Source organism: Pseudomonas sp. SDO5591_S426 (assembly GCF_054070755.1).
In genome coordinates this window covers 16,294-42,318 of sequence record NZ_JBSVXD010000017.1, presented here as the reverse complement: position 1 = coordinate 42,318, position 26,025 = coordinate 16,294, and the positions used below count along the sequence as shown (strand labels likewise).

The window sequence follows — 26,025 nt, the reverse complement described above, 5'->3', positions numbered from 1 at the left end:
GAAAACCGGTGAAAAAAATCGCAGTGTTCGCCGACGTCCAAAACCTCTACTACACCGTGCGTCAGGCTTATGGTTGTCACTTCAACTACGCCGCGCTGTGGGCTGACATCAGTAAACAGGGCGAGATCGTCGAAGCCTATGCCTACGCCATCGATCGCGGCGACAGCAAACAGCAGCAGTTCCAGCAGATCCTGCGCAACCTCGGTTTTACCGTGAAGCTCAAACCCTACATCCAGCGCAGCGATGGCTCGGCCAAGGGCGACTGGGACGTGGGCATTACCCTCGACATCATGGACGCCGCCGATCACGTCGACGAAATCGTCCTGGCCTCCGGTGATGGCGATTTCGACATGCTGCTCGAACGCATCATCAGCAAACACGGCGTGCAAGCAGTCGCCTACGGCGTGCCGGGCCTGACCGCCAACTCGCTGATCCGCGCCGCCAGCCGCTACGTGCCGATCGAAGGCGCGTTGCTGCTCAAGAATTGATTTTTACGGAGTTGAAACAGGTTTGGAACGCATAGCAGTCATCGACTTTGAAACCACCGGAATCTCCCCGAGCAGCAGCTGCCGGGCCACGGAAATCGCCGTGGTGATTCTCGAACAGGGGCGCATCGTCGAGCGTTACCAGAGCCTGATGAACGCCGGCGTGCGCGTCCCGGCCTTCATCGAACAACTCACCGGCATCAGCAACGCCATGTTGCGCACCGCGCCATCGGCCGAGCAGGTAATGAACGAAGTCAACGAATTCGTCGGCATCACACCATTGCTGGCGCACAACGCTGCGTTCGACCAGAAGTTCTGGGACTTTGAACTGGGGCGGATCAAACGCACCCGGTTGCAGAATTTCGCGTGCTCGCTATTGCTGGCCCGACGCCTGATGCCCGCCGCGCCGAACCACAAACTCGGCACCCTCACCACCTTCGCCAACCTGCCGCACACCGGCAAGGCTCACCGGGCGATGGCCGATGCCGAGATGGCGGCCAACCTGACGGCGCATCTGGCCGAAGAGCTGCGGCACAAGCACGGATTGCGCGAGCTGTCTCATGATTTGCTGTGCAAGTTGCAGAAAGTGCCGGCAGCCAAAGTAACCGAACACCTCCAGCGTTATCGCTGATTTCAAGCACCCCACAAATCCCTTGTAGGAGCTGTCGAGTGAAACGAGGCTGCGATCTTTTGACTTTGATTTTTTAAGATCAAGATCAAAAGATCGCAGCCTCGTTGCACTCGACAGCTCCTACAGGCCTACAGCAGTGCTATTTGCCGTTGCTTTCGATGTGCCCCAACGGCACGCGTTTCTCTATCGCGCTCGACAACACAATCGACGTCTTGCTGAACCCGAACGTGGCAATCCGGTTGATCAACTCTTCCAACTCAGGCATCGAACCCACCGCCGCTTGCATGATCACGCACGGATCGCCGGTCACCCGATGGCACTCGGTCAATTGCGGGATTTTGATCAGGTCGTCGTAGGCCTTTTGGTTGCCGTGCTGGTTCAGGCGCAGTTCGATCACGCACTGGATCGGCAGGCCGAGCTTGGCCATATCAACTTTCGCCTGATAGCCGGTGATCACGCCGCTGGTTTCGAGCTTGGCCACGCGCTCGGCCACGGCCGGGGCAGACAGGTTGACCTTGCGCGCGAGATCCGCGTAGGACGCGCGACCGTTTTCCAGCAGCGCGCTGAGCAGCATGCGGTCGTACTTATCCATCGGATGACTCCTGAAAAATGACCAACTTTCGAAAGCACGGTTTATAGCGCTGAACTCCGTGTTTTGAAAAGTGTACCGGCGCTTTAAACAGGTTTTGTAACTTATTTTATGGCGCTGGCCTTTTTAGAATAGCCGTTCACTTGTCCTTGCCTGTGAGCTGCCCTCATGTCTGGCCTTCGTCGCTTTCCCTTACCCTTGATCGCTGCCTTTTTCGCCTTGTACGTGATTTGGGGTTCGACCTATCTGGTGATCCGCATCGGCGTGGAGTACTGGCCGCCGTTGCTGCTGGCGGGCATTCGCTTCGTGATTGCCGGGACCTTGATGTACGCCTTCCTGCGCTGGCGCGGGGCGCCGGCGCCGACCTGGGCGCAATGGAAAGCCGCGGGGATCATCGGGATTTTGCTGCTGGCGTGCGGCAACGGCGCGGTCAGCGTGGCCGAGCACACGGGCGTGGCTTCCGGAGTGGCGGCGTTGGCGGTGGCGACGGTGCCATTGTTTACCTTGCTCTGTGGATATTTCTGGGGCGCGCGTAATACCCGTCTCGAATGGGCCGGGATTGTGCTCGGGCTGATTGGTATCGCCATGCTCAACCTCGGCTCCAACCTGCAGTCGAGCCCGTTGGGGGCGGCGTTGCTGATATTTGCGGCGGCAACCTGGGCCTTCGGCTCGGTGTGGAGCAAGCACTTGCCGTTGCCGCAAGGCGCGATGGCCAGTGCCGTGGAAATGCTGGTGGGTGGCGTGGTGTTGCTGATCGCCAGCGCCGTGAGCGGTGAACACCTGGAAAAAATCCCGCCAATCGAAGGCTGGGCCGCGCTGGCGTACCTGACCGTGTTCGGTTCGATCATCGCCTTCAACGCCTACATGTACCTGTTGAAACACGTGCGTCCGGCGGCCGCGACCAGTTATGCCTACGTCAACCCGGCGGTGGCGGTGTTGCTGGGGATCGTGTTCGTCGGCGAGACCATTGGCATCGAAGAAGCTTTGGCGATGGCCGTGATCATCAGCGCCGTGGTGCTGATTGGCCTACCGCAGTGGCGCCGTGCACCGACGCTGCCGACGGTGAAGGTCGTGCCGACAGAATCCCGTGTGAATTAGGGTAAACTGCGCGGCATTGCACACTCGTTTGCACAACTGCGCTGAATTTTCCTACGGTATTCCCATGACTTTCGCCACCCTTGGCCTGATCGAACCCTTGCTGCGCTCCCTCGAGACGCTCGGCTACCAGACTCCGACGCCGGTTCAGGCGCAAGCCATTCCGGCGGTGCTGGCCGGTCGCGACTTGATGGCCGCCGCCCAGACCGGTACTGGCAAGACCGCCGGTTTCGCCTTGCCGCTGCTGCAACTGCTGGCCATGGAAGGGCCGAAAGTCACCGCCAACTCTGTGCGCGCACTGATCCTGGTACCGACCCGCGAACTGGCCGAGCAAGTTCACGAAGCCGTGCGCCAGTACGCCGAAAACCTGCCGTTGCGCACCTACGCGGTGTACGGCGGCGTCAGCATCAACCCGCAAATGATGAAGCTGCGCAGCGGCGTCGACCTGCTGGTGGCGACCCCGGGCCGTTTGCTCGACCTGTTCCGCCAGAACGCGCTGAAGTTCAACCAGCTGCAAACCCTGGTGCTGGACGAAGCCGACCGCATGCTCGACCTGGGCTTTTCCGAAGAGCTGGCGAACATTTACCGCGCGCTGCCGAAGAAACGTCAGACGCTGTTGTTCTCCGCGACTTTCTCCGATGACATCCGCCTGCTGGCCGGGCAGATGCTCAACGATCCGCTGACGGTCGAAGTGAGCCCGCGCAACGTGGCGGCCAATACGGTCAAGCAATGGATCGTGACGGTGGACAAGAAGCGCAAGCCGGAACTGTTCGTGCACCTGATGCGCAAGGGCAAGTGGAAGCAAGTGCTGGTGTTCGCCAAGACCCGTAACGGCGTGGACGCGCTGGTGGAAAAACTCCAGGGCCTGGGCATCAACGCCGACGGCATCCACGGCGACAAACCCCAGGCAACCCGTCAACGCGCACTGGACCGTTTCAAGGCCAGTGAAGTGCAGATCCTGGTCGCCACCGACGTCGCAGCCCGTGGCCTGGACATCGAAGACTTGCCGTTGGTGGTCAACTTCGACCTGCCAATCGTGGCCGAGGATTACATCCACCGCATCGGTCGTACCGGCCGCGCGGGCTCGACCGGCGAGGCGATTTCCTTGGTGTGCGCCGATGAAGTGAATTTGCTGTCGGCCATCGAGATGCTGACCCGCCAGACCTTGAAGCGTCAGAGCGAGCCGGACTTCGAACCCGAGCACCGCGTGCCGGACACCGATGCCAGTGGCCAGGTCGTCAAGAAGCCGAAAAAACCGAAGAAGCCAAAGGCGTCTGGTGGCGGCGGCGGTAAGCGCAATCTGGGTAAGTGGGTGGATAGCGGGGAAGCTGCGCCGGTGGAACCTTCGATCAAGCCTGTGCGAAAAGTGCCGGTGTTCAATACTGGGCCGCGTAAGCGTAAGCCTTGAAGAAGCAGCGGCAAGCGGCAAGCTACAAGCTACAAGCGGCAAGTTAGAGCCGCTGGCTTGCAGCTTGCCGCTTATAACTTGCGGCAGCCCCTAAGCCAATCCACCATCCCCAACCCCGCCGCGCGCCCACTGGCGAAACACGCGGTCAGCAGATAGCCGCCCGTCGGCGCTTCCCAGTCCAGCATCTCTCCCGCGCAGAACACGCCCGGCAGTTGCTTGAGCATCAAGTGCTCATCCATCGCTTCGAACAACACGCCACCCGCGCTGCTGATGGCTTCGTCCAGTGGACGGGTTTTCACCAGTGTCAGCGGCAACGCCTTGATCGCTTTGGCCAGCAGGGCCGGATCGGTGAAGGTGTCGGCAGTGGTCAACTCCCGCAACAACGCCGCTTTCACGCCATCGATGCCCAACTGACTGTGCAGGTGCTTGGCCATGGAGCGCGAACCCCGAGGTTTGCTCAATGCAGCCTGAACTTTATCCACAGGCCTGCCGGGCAGGAGATCGATATGAATCGTGGCCGATCCGTGCAGATTGATTGCTTCGCGAATCGATGCCGACAACGCGTAAATTAAACTGCCTTCAATGCCGGTGGCAGTGATTACGCACTCGCCAAGCCGTGGCACGTCGTCGTTGAGGCCGATGGCGATATTTTTCAGCGGGGCGCCAGCGAATTTGCTGACCATCAACTCGCTCCAGGCCTGCACCTCGAAGCCGCAATTACTCGGCTGTAACGGCGCCAGTCCTACACCGCGTTGCTCCAGTGGCAGCATCCATGCGCCGTCCGAGCCAAGGCGCGACCAACTGCCGCCACCGAGGGCGAGCAGGGTGGCGTCGGCGTGTACGGTTTTTTCGCCTTCGGGGCGGGCGATGCGCAAGTCACCTTGTTCATCCCAGCCAAGCCAGCGGTGGCGGGTGTGGATAACTACGCCGCTGTCGCGCAGGCGCTTGAGCCAGGCGCGTAACAGCGGCGCGGCTTTCATGTCGGTCGGGAATACACGGCCGGAGCTGCCGACGAAGGTTTCGATGCCCAGTTCATGAATCCACTGGCACAACGCATCGGCGCCAAAGCCGCGCAGCAGCGGGGCGATTTGCGGCGCCCGTTCGGCGTAGCGCGAGAGGAACGCGGGGTAGGCTTCGGAATGGGTGATGTTCATGCCGCCGACTCCGGCGAGCAGAAATTTCCTTCCTACCGAGGGCATGCCGTCGTACAGGTCGACCTTGATCCCGGCCTGGCTCAACACTTCCGCGGCCATCAGGCCAGCGGGGCCGCCGCCGATGATGGCGACTTGAGGGGGGAGGGAGGTGCTCGGCTGAGTCATGGTAGAAGCTGCGGTGTGGCGGATTTGGCGCGCATTCTAGCAGTACACGATTACTGTGGGAGCGGGCTTGCCCGCGATAGCGGACTGTCAGTCAACAAAGATGTAGATGTGCCGGCCTCATCGCGGGCAAGCCCGCTCCCACAGGGTTCAGTGGTGTTTGCCAATGCTGGTTAAAAAACAATCAGTGGTCTGTAGCCTATACGCAGCGTGGGCTGTAGTCCCTTTCACTCAGGTTATCCACAGGCGGTTCCACAGGCATTGTGGGTAAAGCATCCACAGGTCAGTGACAACCTGATGACTGCCAGACGCGTTGCGCGCTGTGATGGAGGATGCCGTGACGCCGGGCCAAGGCATGACGGTCCTTGCTGTAGCCGCCGCCAATCACGCCGACCACCGGAATATCCCGACCCAGGCAATGGCGCATTACGCTTTCATCGCGGGCGGCGACGCCTTCGTCTGTCAGCTTCAGGTAACCGAGGGCGTCGTCCTTGTGCACATCGACCCCGGCGTCGTACAGCACCAGGTCCGGCTGGTAGAGCGGCAACAGATAGTTGAGCGCATCGTCCACCACCTTCAGGTAGTCAGCATCGCCCATGCCGTTGGGCAGCGGAATGTCCCAGTCGCTTTCGGCTTTGCGTGCAGGAAAATTCTTTTCGCAATGCAGGGAAACGGTGATGGCTTCCGGGGTGTTGTGCAGAATCCGTGCAGTCCCGTCGCCCTGATGCACGTCGCAATCGAAGATCAGCACCCGATTCACACGACCGCTTTGCAGCATGAAATGGCTGATCACTGCCAGGTCGTTGAAGATGCAGAATCCGGCCGGGTAGTCGTAATGCGCATGGTGAGTGCCGCCAGCCAGGTGACAGGCCAGCCCATGTTCCAGCGCCTGCTCGGCCGCCAGCAGCGAACCACCGACCGCCCGCACCGTGCGCCGCGCCAGGGCTTCGCTCCAGGGTAGCCCGAGGCGTCGTTGATCCTCGCGGGACAACTCGCCACTCATGTAGCGTTCGATATACGAAGGGTCATGGGCGAGGGCGAGAATCTCTGCGGGGCACAGTTGCGGGCGCAGCAAATCAGCGTCACTCGTCAGGCCGCTGTCCACCAGGTGATCGCGCAACAGTCGAAACTTGTCCATCGGAAAGCGATGATCCGCCGGAAACTCGGGGCTGTAGTCTTCGTGATAAATCAGCGGCAGCGGCATGGTGATTTCGGATAGGAATGAGAGACGGATCCTACCAGCGTTGTAGACTTGCAGCATGGAAATGGGGGAGGGGCACGATGGAGCCGATACTGGAACTGGCGAGCGCGCGACTGCTGTTGCGGCAATGGCGCGATGAGGATTTGCCGGAGTTTGCCGCGATGTGCGCTGATCCGCAGGTCATGCGCTATTTTCCGGCGCCCTTGAGCCGACTGGAAAGCGCTTCATTGATCGGGCGAGTCCGTGGTCATTTTGCCGAGCACGGTTATGGTCTCTGGGCGCTGGAACGAAAGGATACGGGCCAGTTCATCGGTTTTACCGGGCTCGGCGTGGTCGGTTTCGACGCGCCTTTCACCCCGGCCATCGAGATCGGCTGGCGCCTGGCGCGGGAACACTGGGGCCTGGGCTATGCCAGTGAAGCCGCGTGGACCGCTCTGCGCTGCGGGTTTGACCGTTTGGCGGTGAACGAAGTCGTGTCATTCACGGCCGACAGCAACTTGCCGTCGCAGAAAGTCATGCAGGCGATTGGCATGCATCACGATCCGGCCGATGACTTCGAGCACCCGAAGCTCGCTGTCGGTCATCCCCTGCGTCATCACGTGCTGTACCGCATCAGCCGTGAACAATGGCTGCAAACCTTGCATGGATAACCTGGCACGGACGTTTACAATGGCCCTCATGATGGCACGGGCCAGAAATTGAATCGACCGACGCAGCCAAGACTGCGCGGCATTGCGTTGTGTGAGGAGAGTCTGAATGAGCCAAGTGTTGGATGATCTGGTCGACCTGCTGAGCCTGGAACCTATCGAAGAAAACCTGTTCCGTGGCCGCAGCCAGGACCTGGGATTTCGCCAGCTGTTCGGTGGCCAGGTGCTCGGTCAGTCGCTGTCGGCGGCCAGTCAGACGGTGGAAGAGGCGCGTCATGTGCATTCGATGCACGGTTACTTTTTGCGTCCCGGCGACGCCAAGTTGCCCGTGGTGTATTCCGTTGACCGCGTGCGCGACGGCGGCAGTTTCAGCACGCGCCGGGTGACCGCGATCCAGAAGGGCCACCCGATCTTCACGTGCAGCGCCTCGTTCCAGTACGACGAACAAGGTTTCGAGCACCAGACCGAAATGCCGCAAGTGGTCGGCCCGGAAAACCTGCCGTCTGAGTTGGAAATCACCCAGCAGCGTGCGCACCTGATCCCCGAGCACATGCGTGAAAAACTGCTGTGCCCGAAGCCGATCGAATTCCGCCCGATTACCGAGAAAGACCCCTACAACCCGCTACCTTCCGACCCGATCAAGTACGTCTGGTTTCGCGCCGACGGTGCCCTGATCGACTCCCCGGCGCTGCACAAATACCTGCTGGCCTATGCCTCGGATTTCGGCTTGCTCGTCACCTCGATGCAACCTCATGGCAAATCGGTCTGGCACAAGGATATGCAGGTCGCCAGCCTCGACCACGCGCTGTGGTTCCACGCCAACCTGCGTGCCGATGACTGGTTGCTGTACGCGATGGACAGCCCGTGGGCGGGCAATTCGCGCGGGTTCAACCGTGGCAGCGTGTTTAACCGCGCCGGGCAACTGGTGGCTTCGGTCACGCAGGAAGGCCTGATCCGCCATCGCAAGGATTGGGCATGAGCCTGAGCGATGTGCGCCACTGGGTGTTCGACATGGACGGCACCCTGACCGTCGCCGTGCATGACTTCGCGGCCATTCGCGTGGCGTTGGCGATCCCGGCTGAAGACGACATTCTCACTCACCTCGCCGCGCTGCCGGCCGATGAAGCGGCGGCCAAACATGCGTGGCTGCTGGAGCATGAGCGGGATCTGGCGCTGGGTTCGAAACCGGCCGTGGGCGCCGTCGAACTGGTGCGTGAATTGGCTGGGCGTGGTTATCGCCTGGGCATTCTTACGCGCAATGCTCGCGAGCTGGCGCATGTCACGCTGGAGGCGATCGGCCTGGCGGACTGCTTCGCGGTGGAGGATGTGCTCGGTCGTGATGAAGCACCGCCAAAGCCGCATCCCGGTGGGTTGTTGAAACTGGCCGAAGCCTGGAATGTGCCGACCAGCGAAATGGTGATGGTCGGTGATTATCGCTTCGATCTGGATTGTGGTCGGGCGGCAGGGGCGCGGACGGTGCTGGTGAACCTGCCGGATAATCCGTGGCCGGAGCTGACGGATTGGCATGCGGCGGATTGTGTCGAGTTGCAGCGGATGCTCTCGGCTTGATTTATTAAGGTCAAAACATCGCAGCCTTCGGCAGCTCCTACAGGGGAATCGAGTACACCTTGTAGGAGCTGCCGAAGGCTGTGATCTTTTTGCGGTTACTGAAACAACGCCTTCTGCCCCTCCGGCGAAGTAAACATCCCATCGCCGTTATGCCCAACCCCGGGCACTTCAATCAGCTGCTGATTCAACCCTTGCGGTTGCAGCCGCTTCAGGTAATCGAAGTAAAACCGCCCACGGGCCAATCGATACGGGCCTTGAGCTTTTGCTTCACAACTTTTATCCAGCGCCGGATGGTTCGGGTCGATGTCCTGTTGCCCGAGTAGATAAACGACGTCGCGCTTGAGGTATTTTTCCTGCAACTGCGTAGCGCTTTGTACTTCGGCGTAGGCGGGCAAATCTGTCAGCCCGTACTTCCAGCGATTGAAGTCCGGACACGCGGCATGGTTGAAAGCCACAGGGCGACGTTCATCGAAATATGCATAGGAAGAAGGATTGGCAATCACGTAGCGCAGCTTTACGCCTGCGGCTTCCAGGGCCGATTGATCGTGGCCCAGCAAAGCGTAGCGCTGTACCACTTGAGCGCCACCCGAGTGCCCGGCGATGACGATTTGCTTCACATCCGGAAACTGCTGACGATCACCCAACCGCGCGATGATTTCGTCCAGTGCCTCGTAGGAACTCAGACGAAACGGCGCGGTGGATTCGCCGCCGGCCATCCACTCGTTGCCTTGCCAGCGCAAAACGGTGTCGGCTACCGGGTGCAGCGCGACGTCGGATTCATTGAGGAATTGCGGGGCGATCACCAAGGTCGTATCGCTTTGCCCGGCCAGTTGCGCTGCCTGCTCGCCGCTGTGGAGATAGGTTTGCGCATTGCGTAACCGACCATGGACGATGATCAACACACGCTCGATTTTTGCCGGAGCGGGACTGATGCCTACCGCTATTTCACCCGACTTCAACAGCAGGCGCCCGGGACTGAGCTCTTTGACCCCATGCTCTTGGGCCTGGGACGTTGCGCAAGTGAACAGCAAAACCAACAACCACTTCTTCATTTACAGATTTTTCGCCGCAAAGGTATCGCACTGGCCAACCTGGCCCTGGGCGAATCCGGTTTTGAACCAGCGCACCCGTTGCGCTGACGTACCATGGGTAAACGAGTCCGGCACCACGCGGCCCTGACCCTGTTGCTGCAAACGATCGTCGCCGATGGCGTTCGCCGCATTCAGTGCTTCTTCGATGTCGCCCGGTTCCAGCCAGTTCAATCGCTGCTGCGCATTGTTGGCCCAGACCCCGGCCAGACAATCAGCCTGCAATTCCTGACGCACCAGCAAACCGCCGTCGCCTTCCATCTGCCGGCCCTGCTGGCGGGCTGTCTGAATTTTCGCGGAGACGCCGAGCAAAGTCTGCACATGGTGTCCGACTTCGTGAGCGATCACGTAGGCCTGGGCGAAGTCGCCGGCGGCGGAAAAGCGTTGCGACATCTCCTGGAAAAACGCCATGTCCAGATAAACCTTCTGGTCTGCCGGGCAATAGAACGGACCGGTCGCCGAGGTCGCCAGACCGCAGGCCGAATTCACCCGATTGCTGAACAGCACCAGCGTCGGGTCTTTATATTGCCGGCCGCCCTGCTGGAAAATCTGACGCCAGGTGTCTTCGGTGTCGCCAAGGATCGAGCGGACGAATTCGGCGCCTTCGTCATTGGCCGGTGGCGCCTTGCGGGTCTGAGTTGTGGTGGGTGCGGATTGGTCCATTTGGCCGGTCAGTTGCCCGAGGATTTGCATCGGGTCCTGGCCAGTGATCCAGCCGATCCCGACGATCAACAGGATCGCTGTAAGGCTCAGACCTTTGCCGCCACCAAAGCGCATCCCGCCGCCACCGCCGCCGACATCATCGCCACGGGCATCGACCACGTTGTCGCTGCGTCGGCCTTTTTTCCATAGCATGTGGGAATCCTCTGGTTGTCCGTGCGATGAGTGTTGCTGCCAAGTGGGAGCGGCGCCAGTCCGGTCGTCCGGCTTTTGCCACGCACGCAACTATTCCCGGCAACCCGTGACGGCTGCCGAGAACGATTCAGGCTTGTATTGAACGCGGATAACCCATCGAATTCCGTCCGGCGCCGGGTTTTTCTCGAGAGGGCGATCGCCGGTCCTGCGGGTTATGCGTCGAACGCATCCCACACCGGCGCAAAGTCCGGGCTGACCTGACGTTCGCGCTTGGACAGGCTGGCGATCAAGGCGCGATCCTGATCATCGAGATTGACCTTGAGTGCCGCCAGGTTCGCGAGTTGGTTGGCTTTGCTGCTGGCTTTGGGGATCGCTGCTACGTATGGTTGATCGAGCAACCATTTCAGCGCGACCTGGGTTGGCAATACCCCGTGTTTGGCGGCGATCTGCTGGATTGCCGGAACGTCCGACACCTTGTTGCGCGCCAGTGGCGTGTAGGCCGTCAACGCCAGATCGTGTTGACGGGCGTAGTTCAGCAGTGCGTTTTGTCCGAGCAGAACGTGGTACTCGACCTGAATCGCTGACAGCGGCGCACCCAGTTCCTCGACGACTTTGCGCAGCAGGGGCAGTGGAAAATTCGCCACGCCGATGTTGCGTGCCAGGCCTTGTTCCTTGAACGACACCAACGTTTCAATCGTGCGCGGCAGATCCCAATCGGTGCTGGGCCAATGGATCATGAACAGGTCGACGTAATCGCTGCGCAAGGCTTCAAGGCTGCGATCCATGGAATGGCGCATCGCATCGGGTTGCAGTTGATCCCACCAGACCTTGGTGGTGACGTGGATCTGCTCGCGGGGTATCGGACTGTTCACCAGGGCCTGACCGACTGCGTCCTCGTTGTTGTAGGCCGCCGCCGTGTCGATGTGCCGATAGCCCAGCGCCAGCGCCTGTTCCACCGCGCGGGTGCATTCTTCACCGAGCATCGGCCAGGTGCCGAGGCCGAGTTTCGGCATGTTCAAACCCTGAGCGTTAACGATGTGCTGCATGGTCGATCTCCTTTTCATAAGCAGTGACGCCTGCGATGTGGCGGGCGGCGATGTAGCCGAAGGTCAGCGCCGGGCCGATATTGATGCCGCCGGCGGGGTAGTGGCCGCCCATGATGCTGGCCATGTCGCCGCCCGCCGCATATAGCCCGGCGATGGCGTGGCCCGAGTCGTCGAGAACCTGGGCGTGTTGGTTGACCTTGAGCCCGGCGAAAGTGCCGAAGCAGCCGGGCTGGACCTTCACCGCATAAAACGGTCCTTGCTCGATCGGCGCGACGCAGGGATTGGGTTGTTGCAGCGCATCACCCTGTTTGCGGTTGTAGGGTGTCGAGCCGCGTCCGAATTGCGGATCTTCGCCGTTGCGTGCATGGCGGTTGTAGTCCGACACGGTGCTGCGCAAGCCGAGCGGATCGATGCCGCAGACCGATGCCAATTCCTCAAGGGTATTGCCGGTTTTCAGATAGCCGCTGCGGATAAAGGATGACAGCGGTACGGGAAATGGCCGAGAGATCCCCAAACCATAACGTCGCTGAAAACGGTGACTGCAAATCAGCCAGGAAGCGACGTCTTCACCCGGCGGGGCGGCGGCAACCATGGCCGTCACGTAATCGTAGTAGCCGTTGGCTTCGTTGACGAAGCGCTGACCGTTGCTCAGCACGCCGATAATTCCGGGTTTGCCGCGTTCGATGATGTGCGGGAAATGGCCGATGCTGCCGTCGCTGTGCGGCACCTGCGAAACCGGCGCCCAGGCGACGGGGGACAGCATGTTTGCATTCACTTGGGCGCCGACGCTTTCACCCAATCGCAAGCCATCACCGGACACGCCGAGTGGCGGCAAGGCCAAATGCTCATGCCCGGTCGGCGTACGCTGGAACAGCGCTTTGCGCCGTTCGATGTCGTTGGCGAAACCACCGGCCGCGAGCACTACGGCCTTGCTTGCATGGATGCGCACCGAGCCTTTGGCGGTGCTGATCACGGCGCCGCGAACCTTTTTGTTTTCGCGCAGCAGTTCCGTAACCGGCGCCGAGTCCCAGAGCAACACGCCGAGGTCGTCGGCGGATTTCGCCAGGCGCGCCACCAACGCCACGCCGTTGACCAGTTGCATCGCCCGGCCATGCACCACGAGATCGAATAGATGGCGGGTAAATCGCCGAGTGACATGCACGGCCGCCGACAGTGAACGGGTCAGGTTGAGAAACGCCGTGAGGTCCGCGCCCGCCATGATCGGCATGCCCATGAAGGACGTTTCCCGCATGGTTTTGCGAAGACGCTTGAGCAGTTTGCCGACTTTTCGTGCGTCGTATGGCGCGGCGATCACCGAGCGCCCACCGGTGCCGGCGCCTGGCGTGTCGCCATGAATGTCGGCAATCGCATTGCCGTCGGCGAATTGCAGTGAGGTGTGCTGTTCAAAAAACGCGACCATTCGTGGAGCGGCTTCGAGGAAGGCATCGATCATCGCCGGATCGTAATGTTCGCCCAATTCGTGTTTGAGGTAGGTGCGCGGTTGCTCCACGTCTTCGACGATGCCGGCGCGTCGTGCCAGAGGATTGCACGGCACCCAGGCCCAGCCACCGGACCACGCCGTCGCGCCGCCAAATACCGGGTCCTTTTCCACCACGATGACTTTGAGGCCATGCCACGCTGCGGTCACGGCTGCCGACAACCCGGCCGCACCGGAGCCGACGACAAGCACATCGCAGTCAATGTCGGGAAGAAAATGCGCTTCGGCAGGCATTGTTTGGGCTCCGGTGTTTTAGTTGTTGTGGAATCTGATTCCAGAAAATATAAGAGGCACATCGGAGCAGGCAAGCGAGCGTCGCTTAAAACGGGCGGTTATCGGACGCACAGTTCCAGATTTCGCATTTGCCGGGTTGTCTTCTAGAATCGAGCAAATTTAGCGTGGAAACTCCCATGGCCGGCAGTCAGATCGAACGTGTTTTCAGTGTGCTCGAAAGCCTCACCAGCGACCCTCGCGGGCTGCCGATGCAGACGCTGGCGGAGCAATTGGACATCCCCAAAAGTGCCACTCACCGACTGCTCGCCGAGCTGATCCGGTTGGGCTACGTGCGGCAGAATCCGGAGAACCTGCGATATCACTTGTCGACCAAACTGGTGGCGATGGGGTTCCGTTATCTGTCGAGCAGCGGCGCCGATATCGTGCAGCCGGTGCTTGATCGGCTGGCTCAGGAAACCGGTGAACTGGTGCGTCTTGGCGTAATCGAGGGCGAGCGGCAGACCTGGATCGCCAAGTCTCAGGGCGCCCGTTCCGGCCTGCGTTACGACCCGGACATGGGCCGCGATGCGCCACTGTTCTACACCGCTTCGGGCCATGCCTGGCTGGCGTGCATGAGCGATGCCGAGGCCTTGTCGCTGGTGGAGCGCCAGGCGGCGGACCGGCCGCTGGAGCTGGGGCCGAATGCACCGCGTTCCAACATCGAACTGCTTGAACGCCTGCGTCTGGCGCGGGAGCAGGGTTATGCCTGTGTCGAGGAAAGCTCGGCGGTGGGCACCTCGGCGATTGCAGCGGTGGTGCGTCATCCGGGGGATGGTCGGGTGATTGGCGTGCTCAGCATTGCCGGGCCGAGTGCACGGATGCCGGGCGCGCGGTTGCACGAGTTGGCGCCGTTGTTGTTGGCGTTTACCGCGGAGTTGAGTGCGGCGAGTCTGGCGTCGGAGTTATTTGTCTGAGCTAACGCAAATCCCTGTGGGAGCGAGCTTGCTCGCGATTGCGGATTATCAGCCAATGAAGATGTTGGATTTAAGTCCCTCATCGCGAGCAAGCTCGCACATTTTGAACGGTGTTCAATTTGAGAAGCTGTGCGCTATTCGAACACTTTCAGTATCGGTCTGTGTAAGATTGTGGAACTCGGTTCTAAATTAATGGAAGTCATTCTTCCAACAAGAACCACAAGAGGACCGCATCTTGATTTCGCCCCTTCGAATTGCGCTGATCGGCGCTGGCAACATGGGCCAGCAGCATTACCAGCATCTGAAAACCCTGACGGAGGCGACCCTGTGTGCGGTGGCCGATCCCGGGCCGCAAGCCGCCGGCCTGGCGACGGAATGGGGCGTGAGGTATTTCTCTGATCACCGTCAGATGCTGGAGCAGGTGAAGCCAGACGCCGTCATCGTCGCCAACCCCAATACCTTGCATGTCAGCACTGCGCTCGACTGTTTGGCGGCGGGCGTGCCGGTGTTGCTGGAAAAACCGGTGGGTGTGCACCTCGATGAGGCCCGTGAGCTGGTGGCTGCCTCGAAGGCGAGCGGCGTTCCGGTGCTGGTCGGCCATCATCGTCGCCATAATCCGTTGATCGTTCGCGCCCATGAACTTGTCCGCAGCGGCGCGCTGGGGCGGTTAACTACGGTCACGGCGCTCTGGCAATTACGCAAACCCGACAGTTATTTCGAGACACCATGGCGCCGTGAGTCCGGCGCGGGGATGTTGTTGACCAACCTGATCCACGACCTCGATCTGCTGCGGCATTTGTGCGGTGAAGTGCGTCAGGTGCAGGCCATTACCAGCAACGCGATACGCGGGTTTGCCAACGAGGATTGCGCGGCGGTGCTGCTGCAATTCGACAACGGTGCACTGGGCAGCCTGACCGGCTCCGATGCGGTGGCGGCGCCGTGGAGTTGGGAGCTGGATTCGGGAGAGAACCCGGTGTATCCGCGCCAGGCCGATCAGCCGTGTTATTTGCTGGCCGGGACCGGCGGGGCGCTGAGCATCCCGCAGCTCAAACGCTGGCACTACAACGAGGTCGATGGCGGCTGGCATCAACCATTGCAGGCGACTGAGGAAACATTCAGCGCCGATGAAGCCCTGCGTTTGCAGTTGCAGCATTTCGTGCGCGTTGCGCGTCGGGAGGTCGAGCCGCTGGTGAGCGCTGCCGATGCTGCCCGCACATTGGCGCTGATCGAAGCCATCCGCGAAGCCGCCGAAACCGGTCGCGCGTGCGCACCGTCGTTGATCGAGGACTGACCATGAGCGAACGAATCTTTTCCCTCGCCAGTCTGACGGTGCTGGAGCTGTCACCGCCCGAGATGGTCGAGGTCGCGGCGCGGGCCGGTTACAGCCACGTCGGTTTGCGGCTGGTGCCGGCAATCCCCGAGGAACACCATTTTGCCTTGGTCGCCGATGGGGATTTGCGCCGTCAGACCCTGGCCCGTCTGCGCGACACCGGCATTCGTGTGCTGGATGTTGAAATCCTGCGTCTGAAACCGGACACCGTTGTCGCCGACTTCGAGAAAATTCTGGCGGTCGGCGCCGAATTCGGTGCCAGTGAGTTGCTGGTGGCCGGTAACGATTCCGACGAGCAACGGCTGACGGAAAATTTCGCCCGGCTGTGTGATCTGGCGGCACCTTACGAACTGCATCCGCATCTGGAGTTCATGCCTTGGACCGATGCGCGCAATTTGCAGCAGGCGGTGCGGATCGTCGAGAACGCCGGGCGGGAAAATGGCGGGGTGCTGGTGGACGCATTTCACTTCGATCGTTCCGGGTCGCAACTGGAAGATCTGGTCAGCGTCGCCCCTTCGCGGTTACGGTATGCGCAGTTGTGCGACGTTGCCGGGCCGCGACCGGCAGACATGGCCGAGATCTTGCGTCAGGCCCGTAACGAACGGCGTTTTCCCGGCGACGGCGACTGCGACCTGCCGGGGTTGTTGCGGTGTTTACCGGCTAACATTCCCTTGAGCCTGGAGATTCCCACCGTGCATCTGCTGGAGCAGGGTGTGAGCGGGTTGGACCGGGCGCAGATGGCTTTGGATAAAACCAGGGAGTTGTTGGCGCGGATGTAAGCGGTGCTGCGCACCTATCGCGGGCAAGCCTTGCTCCTACGGTTTTTGAGTTGCGCCAGATTTTGCGGCCGACGTAGTAGCTGTAGGAGCAAGGCTTGCCCGCGATGCTTTTGACTTTTAGTACAAGGAATACTCATGACCGTCAGCACCCCGCTCTCCGGCGTCAATCAGCCCTTCAAGGGGATCCTGCTGATCGTTGTCGCAACCTTCCTGTTTTCCAGCCACGACGCCTTTTCCAAATACCTCTCCGGTTTCTATCCGATCGTCATGGTGGTCTGGGCGCGGTACGTGGTGCACACGTTGCTGATGGCCGGGATTTTCCTGCCGCAATCCGGGCTGCGGGTTCTGCGCACGAAGCGGCCGTTGCTGCAATTGATCCGGGCGCTTTGCCTGCTGGGCACCAGCCTGTTTTTTACCACCGGGTTGATGTACATCCCGCTGGCCGAGGCCACCTCGGTCAACTTCCTCGCACCGGTGCTGGTCACCGCGTTGTCGGTGCCGTTGCTGGGTGAGCGAGTTACACGCGGGCAATGGCTGGCGGTTATTTTCGGTTTCATCGGGGTGCTGATCATCGTTCACCCTGGTGGTGATTTGTTCACCCCGGCGGTGTTGCTGCCGTTCTGTTCGGCGCTGTTTTTCTGCTTCTACCAATTGCTCACGCGCAAGCTCGCCGAGATCGACAGCCCGACCACCAGCAACTTTTTCGCCGGGCTGTGCAACACGTTGGTGATGAGTGCGCTGGTGCCGTTCTTCTGGCAGACGCCGAGCCTTGCGCATGGCGCGATGATGCTGGCGTTGGGGGCTTGCGGGATGACCGCGCACCTGTTTTTGACCCAGGCTTTCCGTCTCGCGGCACCGGCATTGCTGGCACCGTTCAGCTATTGCCAGATCATCTTCGCCGGCCTGTTGGGTTGGCTGCTGTTTTCCCACACGCCGACGGCGACCACCGTGATCGGCATTGCCGTGATTTGCTGCAGTGGCCTGGCAGCGGCCTGGCAGCAAAGCCGTAAATAGAAGGTCACCGAAAATACCTGTGGGAGCCAGCAGGCTGGCTCCCACAGAGTTAATGCGCCGAGGTTTAGTCGGTGACGGTCGGAATCTTGCGCGGTGCCATGAAGTACATCCAGATCAGCGCGATGAAGTACATCGCCGGGATCAGGGTGAACAGCACGGTGTAGTTGTTGTTGGTGACGGTCAGGATGTGGCCGACCAACTGAGTCATGAACATCCCGCCAATTGCCGCACACATGCCGCCGAAACCGAACACTGTACTCATCATGTGCTTGGGCGTGTAGTCCATCACCAGGCTCCAGATGTTGGCGGTCCAGGCCTGGTGCGCGCCGATGGCCAAGGAGATGGCGAACACTGCGACCCACAGGTTGCTGGAGCCGGCTGCCATGATCACGCCGATGATGCAACAGGCGAACAGGAACATGGACATCAGCCGCGCCTTGATCGGGTTGACGCCGCGACCGATCAGAAACGAGGACAGGATCCCGCCGCCGACACTGCCGAAGTCGGCGGTCAGGTAGATGATGATCAGCGGAATGCCCATCTGGGTGACGTTGATGCCCAGGTTGTATTGCTGATTGAGAAACGGTGGCAGCCAGTACAGGTAGAACCAGAACACCGGCGCGGTGATCGAGTAGGCGAGGGCGAAGGCCCAGGTGCCACGCATGCGCAGGATTTTCGAGAACGGTACGCGGGATTGCTCCGGTTCGACTTCGTTCTGGATGTAGTCCAGTTCCGACTGTTTTACGCTCGGGTGGTCTTCCGGGTTGAAGTATTTCAGGCCCCAGAATAACAGCCAGATTCCGCCCAGTGCCGACATGCACAGGAACGCGGCTTGCCAGCCCCAGACGTGCAGGATCAATGGCAGCAGCATCGGCGTGAACATCGCACCGACGTTGGTCCCGGCGTTGAAAATGCCGGTGGCAACGGCGCGTTCACCGGCCGGGAACCACAGGCGCGTGGTCTTCACGCAGGCTGGGTAGTTGGCGGCTTCGGTGAGGCCGAGAATGAACCTGCAGACCATGAAGCCAACCGCCGAAGTGGCCAGGCCGTGGGCGCCGGTCGCCAGGCTCCAGAGCAGCACGGCGCAGAAGAACACGCGCTTGACGCCGACCCGGTCGATCAAGCGGCCTTGCAGCACGAAGCCGATGGCGTAGCCGACCTGGAACCAGAAGTTGATGTTGGCGTAGTCCATCGCCGTCCAGCTCATTTCCTTGGCGAGGATGGGCTGCATGACGCCGAGGGCGGCGCGGTCGATGTAGTTCAGGGTGGTGGCGAAGAACACCAGCGCCAGCATGCCCCAGCGGGTCTTGCCGACAGCCATGGCGCCGCGGATTTTGTCGCCGATGCCACCAGTTGCAGCGCTCATGGCCGGAGCCATGCGAGAGCTTTGAGTAGGAATCATGTGTACCACCCGTTTTTGAATTTGTTATGTGGTGTTCTGGGTCGTTGAACGGTTTGTTAATCACTACGACCGGTGGTTCTTGGCAGGACGCAATGTGATGACGATGTTGCGCAGTGAACAAAAAATCGTCAATTCGCCAACGGCCATTGTGTTCGATAATCGCACGCAAAACTAACTGGGTAGTACACTTTGAATTGCTGTGTGGAATTTCGCGGCCAATAATTCATTCAAAGCTAAACGCAATCTCCGTAGGAGCAGGCTTCGGCAGCTCCTACACAGAGCCAGCGTGCGATGTCCCTAACAAGATTGCCTCCACCACCGGGAGTCGAAATATGCAGCGTTCCATTGCCACCGTGTCTTTGAGCGGTACCCTGCCGGAAAAACTCGAAGCCATCGCCGCCGCCGGTTTTGACGGTGTCGAGATTTTCGAGAACGACCTTCTTTACTACGACGGCAGCCCCCGGGAAATTAAACAGATGTGCGCCGATCTCGGGATCGCCATCACGCTGTTTCAACCGTTTCGCGACTTCGAAGGCTGCCGCCGCGATCGCCTGGCGCGCAATCTGGAGCGGGCCGAGCGCAAATTCGACCTGATGCAGGAGCTGGGCACCGACCTGGTGCTGGTGTGCAGCAACGCTTCGGTCGACTCCGTCGGTGATGAACAGATTTTAGTCGATGACTTGCGCCTGCTGGCGGAACACGCCGGTGCGCGCGGTCTGCGCATTGGTTATGAAGCGCTGGCCTGGGGCCGGCACGTGAACACGTACCAACGGGTGTGGAACATCGTCCGACAGGCCGATCATCCAAGCCTCGGTGTGTTGCTCGACAGTTTCCATACGCTGTCGCTCAAGGGCGACCCGAGCGCCATCGCCGAGATCCCCGGCGACAAGATTTTCTTCGTGCAGATGGCCGACGCGCCGATCCTGGCGATGGACGTGCTGGAGTGGAGCCGGCATTTCCGTTGCTTCCCGGGCCAGGGCGAATTCGATTTGCCGGGCTTCCTCGCGCCGATCATCAAGAGTGGCTACACCGGGCCGCTGTCGCTGGAGATCTTCAACGACGGTTTCCGCGCCGCACCGCCACGGGCCAACGCCGCAGACGGTTTGCGCTCGTTGCTGTATCTCGAAGAGAAGACCCGCGAGCGTCTGGCGCAGGAAGCCCAACCGATCGCCAATACCGAGATTCTGTTCGAAACGCCCAAGGCCAGTGAGTACAACGGCATCGAGTTTCTCGAATTCGCCGTGGACGAAAGCCTCGGCGCCAAGCTTTCCCATTGGCTGGAGCGACTGGGTTTCGTCAAGGCTGGCCAGCATCGCTCAAAGAGCGTCAGCCTGCTGCGCCAGGGCGATATCAACCTGATCCTCAACTCGGAGCCGTACTCGTTCGGCCACAGTTTTTTCGAAGCCCACGGGCCGTCGCTGTGCGCCACCGCCGTGCGGGTCAAGGACAGCGCCAGCGCGCTGGCCCGGGCCGTGGCCTATAAAGGTCAGCCCTATCGCGGGCTGGTCGGCCCCAATGAACTGGAACTTGCCGCGGTGCGTGCGCCGGACGGCAGCCTTATTTATCTGGTGGACCAGCACGCCGACGTCTACGGCACCGACTTCAATATGCTGCCCGACGCGGTAGCCAGCGGCGGTCTCAAGCGCATCGATCACATGGCCATCGCGCTGCCCGCCGACAGCCTTGATAGTTGGGTGCTGTTCTACAAGAGCCTGCTGGATTTTGAAGCCGACGACGAAGTGGTCCTGCCCGATCCTTATGGCTTGGTGAAGAGCCGTGCGCTTCGCAGTCGAGACAGTTCGATTCGCCTGCCGCTGAACATTTCCGAGAACCGCAACACCGCGATCTCACACGCGCTGTCGAGTTATCGCGGTTCCGGCGTGCATCACATCGCGTTCGATTGCGACGACATCTTTGCCCAGGTCAGCCGCGCGAAAGAGGCGGGCGTGCCGCTGCTGGATATCCCGCTCAATTACTACGATGACTTGGCGGCGCGTTTCGATTTCGACGATGAATTCCTCAGCGAACTGGCGTATTACAACGTGCTGTACGATCGCGACGCACAGGGCGGCGAGCTGTTTCACGTGTACACCGAGCCATTTGAAGGGCGCTTCTTCTTCGAGATCATTCAGCGCAAGAACGGCTATGCCGGTTATGGCGCGGCCAACGTGGCGGTGCGACTGGCGGCCATGGCCAAATCCCGAAGTGGCGCCGTACGTCAGGCAAAGTTGTAGGAAAATCGTAAACACGCCGACAAACCGCTGCCGCACGGCTTCCTTCACTGTGCGGCGCGGCTCATAATCGCCAGCCTGTGCAGTGATGGCCGTGAGCCCGCAATGACAATGACTTCAGAACTCTCCGCAGCGCCCGACGAACCGATTGCCGAGCCGCGCAAGAGTCGCAAGAACAACCCGGAAAAAACCCGCGAGAATATCCTCCAAGAGGCGATTGTCGAGTTCGTTCAACAAGGCCTTTCCGGGGCGCGCGTCGATGCCATCGCCGAGCGCATCCATACGTCAAAACGCATGATCTATTACTACTTCGGCAGTAAGGAACAGCTCTACGTCGAGGTTCTGGAAAAGCTCTACGGCGATATCCGGAGCACGGAAAACCGCCTGCACCTGACGGAGCTGGCGCCGGTGGAGGCGATTAGGCGGCTGGTGGAATTCACCTTTGATCACCATGACCGCAACGTCGATTTCGTACGCATCGTCAGCATCGAGAACATTCACAACGCCGAGTATGTGAAGCGCTCCGATGCGATCAAGGCGATGAACAACACCATCCTCGATTCACTGGGCGAGATTCTGCGTCGCGGCGCCGAGCAAGGGCTGTTCCGCACGGGGCTTGATCCGTTGGATGTGCATTTGCTGATCAGTTCGTTCTGCTTCTATCGCGTCTCGAACCGCCATACCTTTGGTGAGATTTTTCAGATTGATCTGCCGGACGAAAGCATCAAGCAGCGTCATCGGGAAATGATTTGCGAGTCGGTTTTGCGTTATTTGCAGGCCTGAAAAGATCGCAGCCTGCGGCAGCTCCGACAAAGGTCGGTGTCTATGCGGAAATTCCGGCATGCACGAAACCTGTCGGAGCTGCCGAAGGCTGCGATCTTTTGCTCTTCAACCATTCATGCTTTGAAAATGCGCCAGCATCCGCTGGGCATCCGGCGCCACGCCGCTGAACAATTCAAACGCCTTTACTGCCTGAAACACCGCCATGTTGCCGCCATCCAGCGTCCGGCAACCCAGCGCGCGGGAATGGCGCAGCAGTTCGGTTTCCAGCGGGAAATAAACAATCTCCGCCACCCATAATTCGGCTCGCAGCAACTCGACCGGCACCGGCGTGCCCGGTAGTTTTTTCATGCCCATCGGTGTGGTGTTCACCAGGCCATCCGCCTCGGCCAAGGTCAGCGCCAAATCATGGCCGGCCACCGCGCGACCGCTGCCGAAATCTTGATTGAGATTGTCTGCAAGGCTTTGAGCGCGGCTGAGTTCCACATCGAAAATGCTCAGTTGCTGTACGCCTTCGCTCAACAACGCGTGGGCCACCGCCGCGCCGGCGCCACCGGCACCCATTTGTACGACACGCTCAACGGCAACGCCCTTCAAGCCCCGGCGAAATCCCTCGGCAAAGCCAAGGCAATCGGTGTTGTGGCCGATGCGTTTGCCGTCCTTCAACACCACGGTATTCACCGCACCAATGCCGCGTGCTTCCGGCGACAACTCGTCGAGCAGCGGGATGATCGCCTGCTTGCACGGGAAGGTGATGTTCAGCCCGGTGAAGTTCATGCGCTCGGCAGCCATCAACAGGTCGGGCAGGGCATTGCAGTCGAGTTGCAGCTGATCAAGGTCGATCAGGCGATAGAGGTAACGCAAACCCTGGGCATCGCCTTCATGTTCGTGCAACGCCGGGGTGCGCGAAGCCTGGATGCCGGCGCCGATCAGTCCGGCCAATACCGCGTGGTTGTGGCTCACGATGTTCACCCCTTCAGACGTTGACTGAAATGCTCCAGCGCCAGGCGATAGCCGTGGCTGCCGAACCCGGCCAGCACGGCGGTGGCGATGGCTGAAACGAAGGAGTGATGACGGAAAGGTTCGCGGGCGTGGACGTTCGACAAGTGCACTTCGATCACCGGCAGCTCGCTGGCGACCAGCGCATCGCGAATGGCCACCGAGGTGTGGGTCCAGGCGGCCGGGTTGATGACGATCCCGGCGCAACGGCCGCGTGCGGCGTGAATCCAGTCGAGCAATTCGCCTTCATGGTTGGTCTGGCGAAATTCCACTGCCAGGCCGAACTCTTCAGCGGCGCGGCCGCACAGGGCGGAAATGTCAGCGAGGGTTTCGTGGCCGTAGGTCGCCGGTTCACGGGTGCCGAGCAGGTTCAAATTCGGGCCGTTGAGTACCAGAATGATCGGGGACATCGATGTTTCTCCACTTATTATTTTTAGAATTGGCCTGAGGTTCCGGCCTGTGGAGATAAATTGTACTAGATGGTTAATTTGGTCAATTGAACCGGTGGTTCTCCGGCGTTTTGTGTGCGGTGATCGGACGGTTTCGCTATCAGCGCGGCAAATGCTCCACCAGAAAATCAATGAACGCGCGCAATCGCAGAGGCATATGGCGGCTTTGCGGATAGAGCAAGGTAAACGGCCGCGAGCGCCCGCCATAGGGCTTGAGCACTTCCACCAGCGAGCCGTCGGCCAGTTCTTTTTCGACGATAAAGCGATAGGTCTGGAACAGACCGGCGCTGTGTTTCGCCAGGGTCACACCACCCAGGACATCATCAGAACAAACGTAATTGCCCTCGGCCAGAATCTCGCGCTGTACACCGCTGTCATTGAACAACCAGGCGATGCGCCGGCCGCTGCTGGGCAATTCGTATTGAATGCAGTCGTGCTGCTGCAAATCATCGAGGGTTTGCGGTGTGCCGCAGCGGTTGAGGTAATCGGGGCTGGCAATCATCACCAGCTCGGCGTCCTCCAGCGGCCGGGCGATCAGGCCGGAGTCCGGAATGGCGCGCACGCGAATGGCCAGGTCATAGCCCTCGCCGACGAAATCGATATTGCGATTACTGATGTGCGACTCAACCTTCACATCCGGAAACCGCGCGCGAAAGGCCGGCATCAACGGCAGGATCCGGTGGTGGGCGTAGGTGGTCGGGATACTGATGCGCAGAGTCCCGGACGGCACCTGCTGCTGGCCCATGACTTCACGCTGGGCTTCCACCAACTGTGCCAACGCCTGGCGGCATTCTTCGTAGTAGCGTCGGCCGCTGTCGGTCAGTTTGACGCTGCGAGTGGTGCGCGCGAACAGCCGCACGCCCAGACGTTCCTCCATGCGCGACACCGAGCGACTCACCGCAGCCGGCGTAACCCCCGCCACCAACGCCGCTGCGGTGAAACTGCCGGCCTCGGCGGCCAGGCAAAACAGCTCTATGCTGCCCAACTGAAGATCGTCGAATTGTCGTTGCATGATTGATTACACCAAGGATCAAATGAAGTGTCTGGAGCAGTATTTATCAGATGGCTTCACAGGGCTACAGTGACTTGTTTTTGGTCAGCCTTTCTTAATCAGCGAGCAGGAGAAGCAGCATGCCTTTCGTCAGCGTACGCATCACCCGTGACGGCGTAACCCGTGAGCAAAAAGCCCAGGTCATCGCCGAAATCACCGAGACCCTGCAACGCGTGCTCGGCAAGCCGCCGGAGCTGACCCATATCGTGATCGAAGAAATCGACACCGATAACTGGGGATACAAGGGTATTACCACGACTGAGTTCCGGAAAAATCCGTCGGAGTGATTCTGCTGCAAGACAAAACAGCCGTCCTCGTGGCGGCTTTTTTGTGGGCGCAGGGAAAGGATTGCTTACGATTCTTTGGCGTTATCCAACGGTCCGAAGCGCGGCTGAGCGCTAGTCTCAGTCACGCAAATTCCATTTAGTGTTGGGCACCAGTGGTCGGTTTTTTCAGGGAATGTCGAGTCTTCGGAGTTATTAACCTAACGGATGGGTTAGCATGAAAGTATGCAGCTACAAAGGGCTCTCGGTGGTCATCATGTTGCGCGATGAGCACTGTCCGCCTCATGCACATGTGGAGGCGGGTTCGTGGAGTGCGCGGTTCAAATTCAGTTTCTGGCACAACGGCGTCGAGCTCTGGGACGTTGTTCCGCTCTCGCGTCGGCCACCGATTGCGGTGCTTGAGGGGTTGCGTCAATCGCTAAAGCTACCTGCCCATTTATTGCGGGCTCGCTGTATCTGGTGGCGAAAACTGCAAACGGCCTGCCTTGATAATCAATTGTGGGATTGGCAAACCAGTGAGGTCGTAGTAGTGAAAAGGATTGTCAGTACCACCAACATGATCGTTTCGGCTTGCTATGAGCCTGAAACGAACAGGACGCGGCTATCTCTGATAGGTGCGCAGGAGTGTGTGGAGATCGAGTTATGAAAACGGTCAAAGCCAAGGTCCAGGTAGACAGGCCAGTAACAGAGGCTCGTCTTGATCGAGCTATTGAACGGGGCAAATCGCGCCCTAACAGCGGGTTACGGGCGACAGCGGTAACCTTTCAGGCTCCGTGTCTGGCGGTCAGCTTTGAAGATGGCAGCGGGATACTGCTGCCGGTTGGAAACTACCCCGAGTTCGATGGATTCCAGATCGAAGACTTTGCCGGTTTAGAGGTAGGTTTCACCGGCACTGCGATCTGCCATGAAGGCAAGGACCTGCATATCTCTATCGCCGGAATGATCTCGGCCAGCGAGCCATTGATGGCGATGGCGGCTTCGGTGATTGCTTCGCGCAATGGTCGTCAGAGCAGCGCTGCCAAAGCTGAGGCTGCTCGGGCCAATGGCAAGAAAGGTGGGCGCCCGCGCAAGGTCGATGTCGTGCTTTGAGC

General features: G+C 60.1%; 27 protein-coding genes. 16 read left to right on the top strand and 11 right to left on the bottom strand.

Annotated features, from left to right (window positions below):
* The first annotated feature begins 8 nt into the window (after positions 1-8).
* Positions 9-488 (top strand): LabA-like NYN domain-containing protein, encoded by a 480-nt coding sequence (locus tag ACW9JC_RS06185; RefSeq protein WP_007990686.1) that lies wholly within the window; start codon positions 9-11, stop codon positions 486-488.
* 22 nt (positions 489-510) lie between these two features.
* Positions 511-1,116, top strand: a complete 606-nt coding sequence (locus tag ACW9JC_RS06180) for a 3'-5' exonuclease (protein WP_034148168.1) — start codon at positions 511-513, stop codon at positions 1,114-1,116.
* A gap of 139 nt (positions 1,117-1,255) precedes the next feature.
* Here the strand turns inward: ACW9JC_RS06180 and ACW9JC_RS06175 are convergent, their stop codons facing one another.
* Entirely contained in the window at positions 1,256-1,708 is a 453-nt protein-coding gene (locus ACW9JC_RS06175) for an Lrp/AsnC family transcriptional regulator (RefSeq protein WP_416129074.1), read from the bottom strand.
* 165 nt (positions 1,709-1,873) lie between these two features.
* Between ACW9JC_RS06175 and yedA the strand changes: the two genes are divergently transcribed.
* Together yedA and ACW9JC_RS06165 are read left to right on the top strand one after the other, a co-directional pair.
* Positions 1,874-2,803, top strand: coding sequence for a drug/metabolite exporter YedA (gene yedA, locus ACW9JC_RS06170; RefSeq protein WP_416129073.1), 930 nt, complete (start codon positions 1,874-1,876; stop codon positions 2,801-2,803).
* Positions 2,804-2,867: 64 nt separating this feature from the next.
* Positions 2,868-4,208, top strand: a complete 1,341-nt coding sequence (locus ACW9JC_RS06165) for a DEAD/DEAH box helicase (protein WP_150701556.1) — start codon at positions 2,868-2,870, stop codon at positions 4,206-4,208.
* 71 nt (positions 4,209-4,279) lie between these two features.
* Here ACW9JC_RS06165 and ACW9JC_RS06160 read toward each other — a convergent pair whose 3' ends face one another.
* Positions 4,280-5,527 (bottom strand): TIGR03862 family flavoprotein, encoded by a 1,248-nt coding sequence (locus ACW9JC_RS06160; RefSeq protein ID WP_457454182.1) that lies wholly within the window; start codon positions 5,525-5,527, stop codon positions 4,280-4,282.
* Positions 5,528-5,807: 280 nt separating this feature from the next.
* Positions 5,808-6,728 carry a histone deacetylase family protein gene (locus ACW9JC_RS06155; RefSeq protein WP_457454180.1) on the bottom strand — a complete coding sequence of 307 codons (921 nt, stop codon included), beginning with the start codon at positions 6,726-6,728 and terminating at the stop codon, positions 5,808-5,810.
* 77 nt (positions 6,729-6,805) lie between these two features.
* On the opposite strand from ACW9JC_RS06155, the gene ACW9JC_RS06150 reads away from it, so the two are divergent.
* From ACW9JC_RS06150 to ACW9JC_RS06140, 3 genes are all read left to right on the top strand, one after another.
* On the top strand, positions 6,806-7,375 hold the full coding sequence (locus tag ACW9JC_RS06150) for a GNAT family N-acetyltransferase (RefSeq protein ID WP_338586590.1): 570 nt from the start codon (positions 6,806-6,808) through the stop codon (positions 7,373-7,375).
* A gap of 106 nt (positions 7,376-7,481) precedes the next feature.
* On the top strand, positions 7,482-8,351 hold the full coding sequence (tesB, locus tag ACW9JC_RS06145) for an acyl-CoA thioesterase II (protein WP_338583234.1): 870 nt from the start codon (positions 7,482-7,484) through the stop codon (positions 8,349-8,351).
* A complete protein-coding gene (locus ACW9JC_RS06140) occupies positions 8,348-8,941 on the top strand; it encodes an HAD family hydrolase (RefSeq protein WP_416129070.1) in 594 nt (197 codons plus the stop codon). Before tesB ends, ACW9JC_RS06140 begins: the two co-directional genes overlap by 4 nt.
* A 95-nt stretch (positions 8,942-9,036) precedes the next feature.
* On the opposite strand, the gene ACW9JC_RS06135 is transcribed toward ACW9JC_RS06140, so the two are convergent.
* The 4 genes from ACW9JC_RS06135 to ACW9JC_RS06120 form a co-directional block, all read right to left on the bottom strand.
* Positions 9,037-9,993 carry an alpha/beta fold hydrolase gene (locus tag ACW9JC_RS06135; RefSeq protein ID WP_457454178.1) on the bottom strand — a complete coding sequence of 319 codons (957 nt, stop codon included), beginning with the start codon at positions 9,991-9,993 and terminating at the stop codon, positions 9,037-9,039.
* Entirely contained in the window at positions 9,994-10,884 is an 891-nt protein-coding gene (gene ypfJ, locus ACW9JC_RS06130) for a KPN_02809 family neutral zinc metallopeptidase (protein ID WP_457454176.1), read from the bottom strand.
* Positions 10,885-11,096: 212 nt separating this feature from the next.
* Positions 11,097-11,930, bottom strand: coding sequence for an aldo/keto reductase (locus tag ACW9JC_RS06125; protein ID WP_457454175.1), 834 nt, complete (start codon positions 11,928-11,930; stop codon positions 11,097-11,099).
* A complete protein-coding gene (locus tag ACW9JC_RS06120) occupies positions 11,914-13,662 on the bottom strand; it encodes an FAD-dependent oxidoreductase (RefSeq protein ID WP_457454173.1) in 1,749 nt (582 codons plus the stop codon). The genes ACW9JC_RS06125 and ACW9JC_RS06120 overlap by 17 nt, the downstream gene beginning before the upstream one ends.
* Before the next feature lie 176 nt (positions 13,663-13,838).
* Between ACW9JC_RS06120 and ACW9JC_RS06115 the strand changes: the two genes are divergently transcribed.
* The 4 genes from ACW9JC_RS06115 to ACW9JC_RS06100 all read left to right on the top strand — a co-directional run bounded on the left by ACW9JC_RS06115 (position 13,839) and on the right by ACW9JC_RS06100 (position 17,738).
* Positions 13,839-14,615: an IclR family transcriptional regulator gene (locus tag ACW9JC_RS06115; RefSeq protein ID WP_457454172.1), complete on the top strand. Its 777-nt coding sequence runs from the start codon at positions 13,839-13,841 to the stop codon at positions 14,613-14,615.
* A 235-nt stretch (positions 14,616-14,850) separates the two neighbouring features.
* Complete coding sequence (locus tag ACW9JC_RS06110; RefSeq protein WP_457454171.1) at positions 14,851-15,906, top strand: Gfo/Idh/MocA family protein; 1,056 nt, start codon at positions 14,851-14,853, stop codon at positions 15,904-15,906.
* A gap of 2 nt (positions 15,907-15,908) precedes the next feature.
* Positions 15,909-16,724: a sugar phosphate isomerase/epimerase family protein gene (locus ACW9JC_RS06105; RefSeq protein WP_457454170.1), complete on the top strand. Its 816-nt coding sequence runs from the start codon at positions 15,909-15,911 to the stop codon at positions 16,722-16,724.
* 135 nt (positions 16,725-16,859) lie between these two features.
* A complete protein-coding gene (locus tag ACW9JC_RS06100) occupies positions 16,860-17,738 on the top strand; it encodes a DMT family transporter (RefSeq protein WP_457454169.1) in 879 nt (292 codons plus the stop codon).
* 64 nt (positions 17,739-17,802) lie between these two features.
* Here the strand turns inward: ACW9JC_RS06100 and ACW9JC_RS06095 are convergent, their stop codons facing one another.
* Positions 17,803-19,140, bottom strand: a complete 1,338-nt coding sequence (locus tag ACW9JC_RS06095; RefSeq protein WP_448109397.1) for an MFS transporter — start codon at positions 19,138-19,140, stop codon at positions 17,803-17,805.
* 332 nt (positions 19,141-19,472) lie between these two features.
* Here ACW9JC_RS06095 and quiC point away from each other — a divergent pair, with 332 nt between their 5' ends.
* Entirely contained in the window at positions 19,473-21,374 is a 1,902-nt protein-coding gene (gene quiC / locus ACW9JC_RS06090; protein ID WP_457454167.1) for a 3-dehydroshikimate dehydratase QuiC, read from the top strand.
* Positions 21,375-21,476: 102 nt separating this feature from the next.
* Positions 21,477-22,154 carry a TetR/AcrR family transcriptional regulator gene (locus ACW9JC_RS06085; RefSeq protein ID WP_338583221.1) on the top strand — a complete coding sequence of 226 codons (678 nt, stop codon included), beginning with the start codon at positions 21,477-21,479 and terminating at the stop codon, positions 22,152-22,154.
* Between the two features lie 105 nt (positions 22,155-22,259).
* Here ACW9JC_RS06085 and ACW9JC_RS06080 read toward each other — a convergent pair whose 3' ends face one another.
* From ACW9JC_RS06080 to ACW9JC_RS06070, 3 genes are all read right to left on the bottom strand, one after another.
* Positions 22,260-23,114 carry a shikimate dehydrogenase gene (locus ACW9JC_RS06080; RefSeq protein ID WP_457454165.1) on the bottom strand — a complete coding sequence of 285 codons (855 nt, stop codon included), beginning with the start codon at positions 23,112-23,114 and terminating at the stop codon, positions 22,260-22,262.
* Positions 23,115-23,119: 5 nt separating this feature from the next.
* Entirely contained in the window at positions 23,120-23,560 is a 441-nt protein-coding gene (gene aroQ / locus ACW9JC_RS06075) for a type II 3-dehydroquinate dehydratase (protein WP_338583217.1), read from the bottom strand.
* Positions 23,561-23,699: 139 nt separating this feature from the next.
* Positions 23,700-24,611 carry a LysR substrate-binding domain-containing protein gene (locus tag ACW9JC_RS06070; RefSeq protein WP_448109394.1) on the bottom strand — a complete coding sequence of 304 codons (912 nt, stop codon included), beginning with the start codon at positions 24,609-24,611 and terminating at the stop codon, positions 23,700-23,702.
* A 119-nt stretch (positions 24,612-24,730) separates the two neighbouring features.
* On the opposite strand from ACW9JC_RS06070, the gene ACW9JC_RS06065 reads away from it, so the two are divergent.
* The 3 genes from ACW9JC_RS06065 (at position 24,731) to ACW9JC_RS06055 (ending at position 26,023) form a co-directional block, all read left to right on the top strand.
* Positions 24,731-24,937 carry a tautomerase family protein gene (locus tag ACW9JC_RS06065; RefSeq protein ID WP_338583214.1) on the top strand — a complete coding sequence of 69 codons (207 nt, stop codon included), beginning with the start codon at positions 24,731-24,733 and terminating at the stop codon, positions 24,935-24,937.
* A gap of 214 nt (positions 24,938-25,151) precedes the next feature.
* Positions 25,152-25,580 carry a DUF4160 domain-containing protein gene (locus tag ACW9JC_RS06060; RefSeq protein ID WP_338583212.1) on the top strand — a complete coding sequence of 143 codons (429 nt, stop codon included), beginning with the start codon at positions 25,152-25,154 and terminating at the stop codon, positions 25,578-25,580.
* The gene (locus ACW9JC_RS06055) at positions 25,577-26,023 is read left to right on the top strand and encodes a DUF2442 domain-containing protein (RefSeq protein ID WP_338583211.1); all 447 of its coding nucleotides are present in this window, start codon (positions 25,577-25,579) and stop codon (positions 26,021-26,023) included. Before ACW9JC_RS06060 ends, ACW9JC_RS06055 begins: the two co-directional genes overlap by 4 nt.
* The last annotated feature ends 2 nt before the right edge of the window (positions 26,024-26,025 follow it).

Bases quoted from the DNA above. Each gene is read 5' to 3' on its own strand.
- tesB (WP_338583234.1), top strand. From the start codon at position 7,482: ATGAGCCAAGTGTTGGATGATCTGGTCGACCTGCTGAGCCTGGAACCT.
- quiC (WP_457454167.1), top strand. From the start codon at position 19,473: ATGCAGCGTTCCATTGCCACCGTGTCTTTGAGCGGTACCCTGCCGGAA.
- ACW9JC_RS06055 (WP_338583211.1), top strand. From the start codon at position 25,577: ATGAAAACGGTCAAAGCCAAGGTCCAGGTAGACAGGCCAGTAACAGAG.
- ACW9JC_RS06150 (WP_338586590.1), top strand. From the start codon at position 6,806: ATGGAGCCGATACTGGAACTGGCGAGCGCGCGACTGCTGTTGCGGCAA.
- ACW9JC_RS06100 (WP_457454169.1), top strand. From the start codon at position 16,860: ATGACCGTCAGCACCCCGCTCTCCGGCGTCAATCAGCCCTTCAAGGGG.
- ypfJ (WP_457454176.1), bottom strand. From the start codon at position 10,884: ATGCTATGGAAAAAAGGCCGACGCAGCGACAACGTGGTCGATGCCCGT.
- ACW9JC_RS06155 (WP_457454180.1), bottom strand. From the start codon at position 6,728: ATGCCGCTGCCGCTGATTTATCACGAAGACTACAGCCCCGAGTTTCCG.
- ACW9JC_RS06135 (WP_457454178.1), bottom strand. From the start codon at position 9,993: ATGAAGAAGTGGTTGTTGGTTTTGCTGTTCACTTGCGCAACGTCCCAG.
- ACW9JC_RS06065 (WP_338583214.1), top strand. From the start codon at position 24,731: ATGCCTTTCGTCAGCGTACGCATCACCCGTGACGGCGTAACCCGTGAG.
- ACW9JC_RS06125 (WP_457454175.1), bottom strand. From the start codon at position 11,930: ATGCAGCACATCGTTAACGCTCAGGGTTTGAACATGCCGAAACTCGGC.
- ACW9JC_RS06140 (WP_416129070.1), top strand. From the start codon at position 8,348: ATGAGCCTGAGCGATGTGCGCCACTGGGTGTTCGACATGGACGGCACC.
- ACW9JC_RS06160 (WP_457454182.1), bottom strand. From the start codon at position 5,527: ATGACTCAGCCGAGCACCTCCCTCCCCCCTCAAGTCGCCATCATCGGC.
- ACW9JC_RS06070 (WP_448109394.1), bottom strand. From the start codon at position 24,611: ATGCAACGACAATTCGACGATCTTCAGTTGGGCAGCATAGAGCTGTTT.
- ACW9JC_RS06105 (WP_457454170.1), top strand. From the start codon at position 15,909: ATGAGCGAACGAATCTTTTCCCTCGCCAGTCTGACGGTGCTGGAGCTG.
- aroQ (WP_338583217.1), bottom strand. From the start codon at position 23,560: ATGTCCCCGATCATTCTGGTACTCAACGGCCCGAATTTGAACCTGCTC.
- ACW9JC_RS06120 (WP_457454173.1), bottom strand. From the start codon at position 13,662: ATGCCTGCCGAAGCGCATTTTCTTCCCGACATTGACTGCGATGTGCTT.
- yedA (WP_416129073.1), top strand. From the start codon at position 1,874: ATGTCTGGCCTTCGTCGCTTTCCCTTACCCTTGATCGCTGCCTTTTTC.
- ACW9JC_RS06165 (WP_150701556.1), top strand. From the start codon at position 2,868: ATGACTTTCGCCACCCTTGGCCTGATCGAACCCTTGCTGCGCTCCCTC.
- ACW9JC_RS06095 (WP_448109397.1), bottom strand. From the start codon at position 19,140: ATGATTCCTACTCAAAGCTCTCGCATGGCTCCGGCCATGAGCGCTGCA.
- ACW9JC_RS06060 (WP_338583212.1), top strand. From the start codon at position 25,152: ATGAAAGTATGCAGCTACAAAGGGCTCTCGGTGGTCATCATGTTGCGC.
- ACW9JC_RS06175 (WP_416129074.1), bottom strand. From the start codon at position 1,708: ATGGATAAGTACGACCGCATGCTGCTCAGCGCGCTGCTGGAAAACGGT.
- ACW9JC_RS06115 (WP_457454172.1), top strand. From the start codon at position 13,839: ATGGCCGGCAGTCAGATCGAACGTGTTTTCAGTGTGCTCGAAAGCCTC.
- ACW9JC_RS06085 (WP_338583221.1), top strand. From the start codon at position 21,477: ATGACAATGACTTCAGAACTCTCCGCAGCGCCCGACGAACCGATTGCC.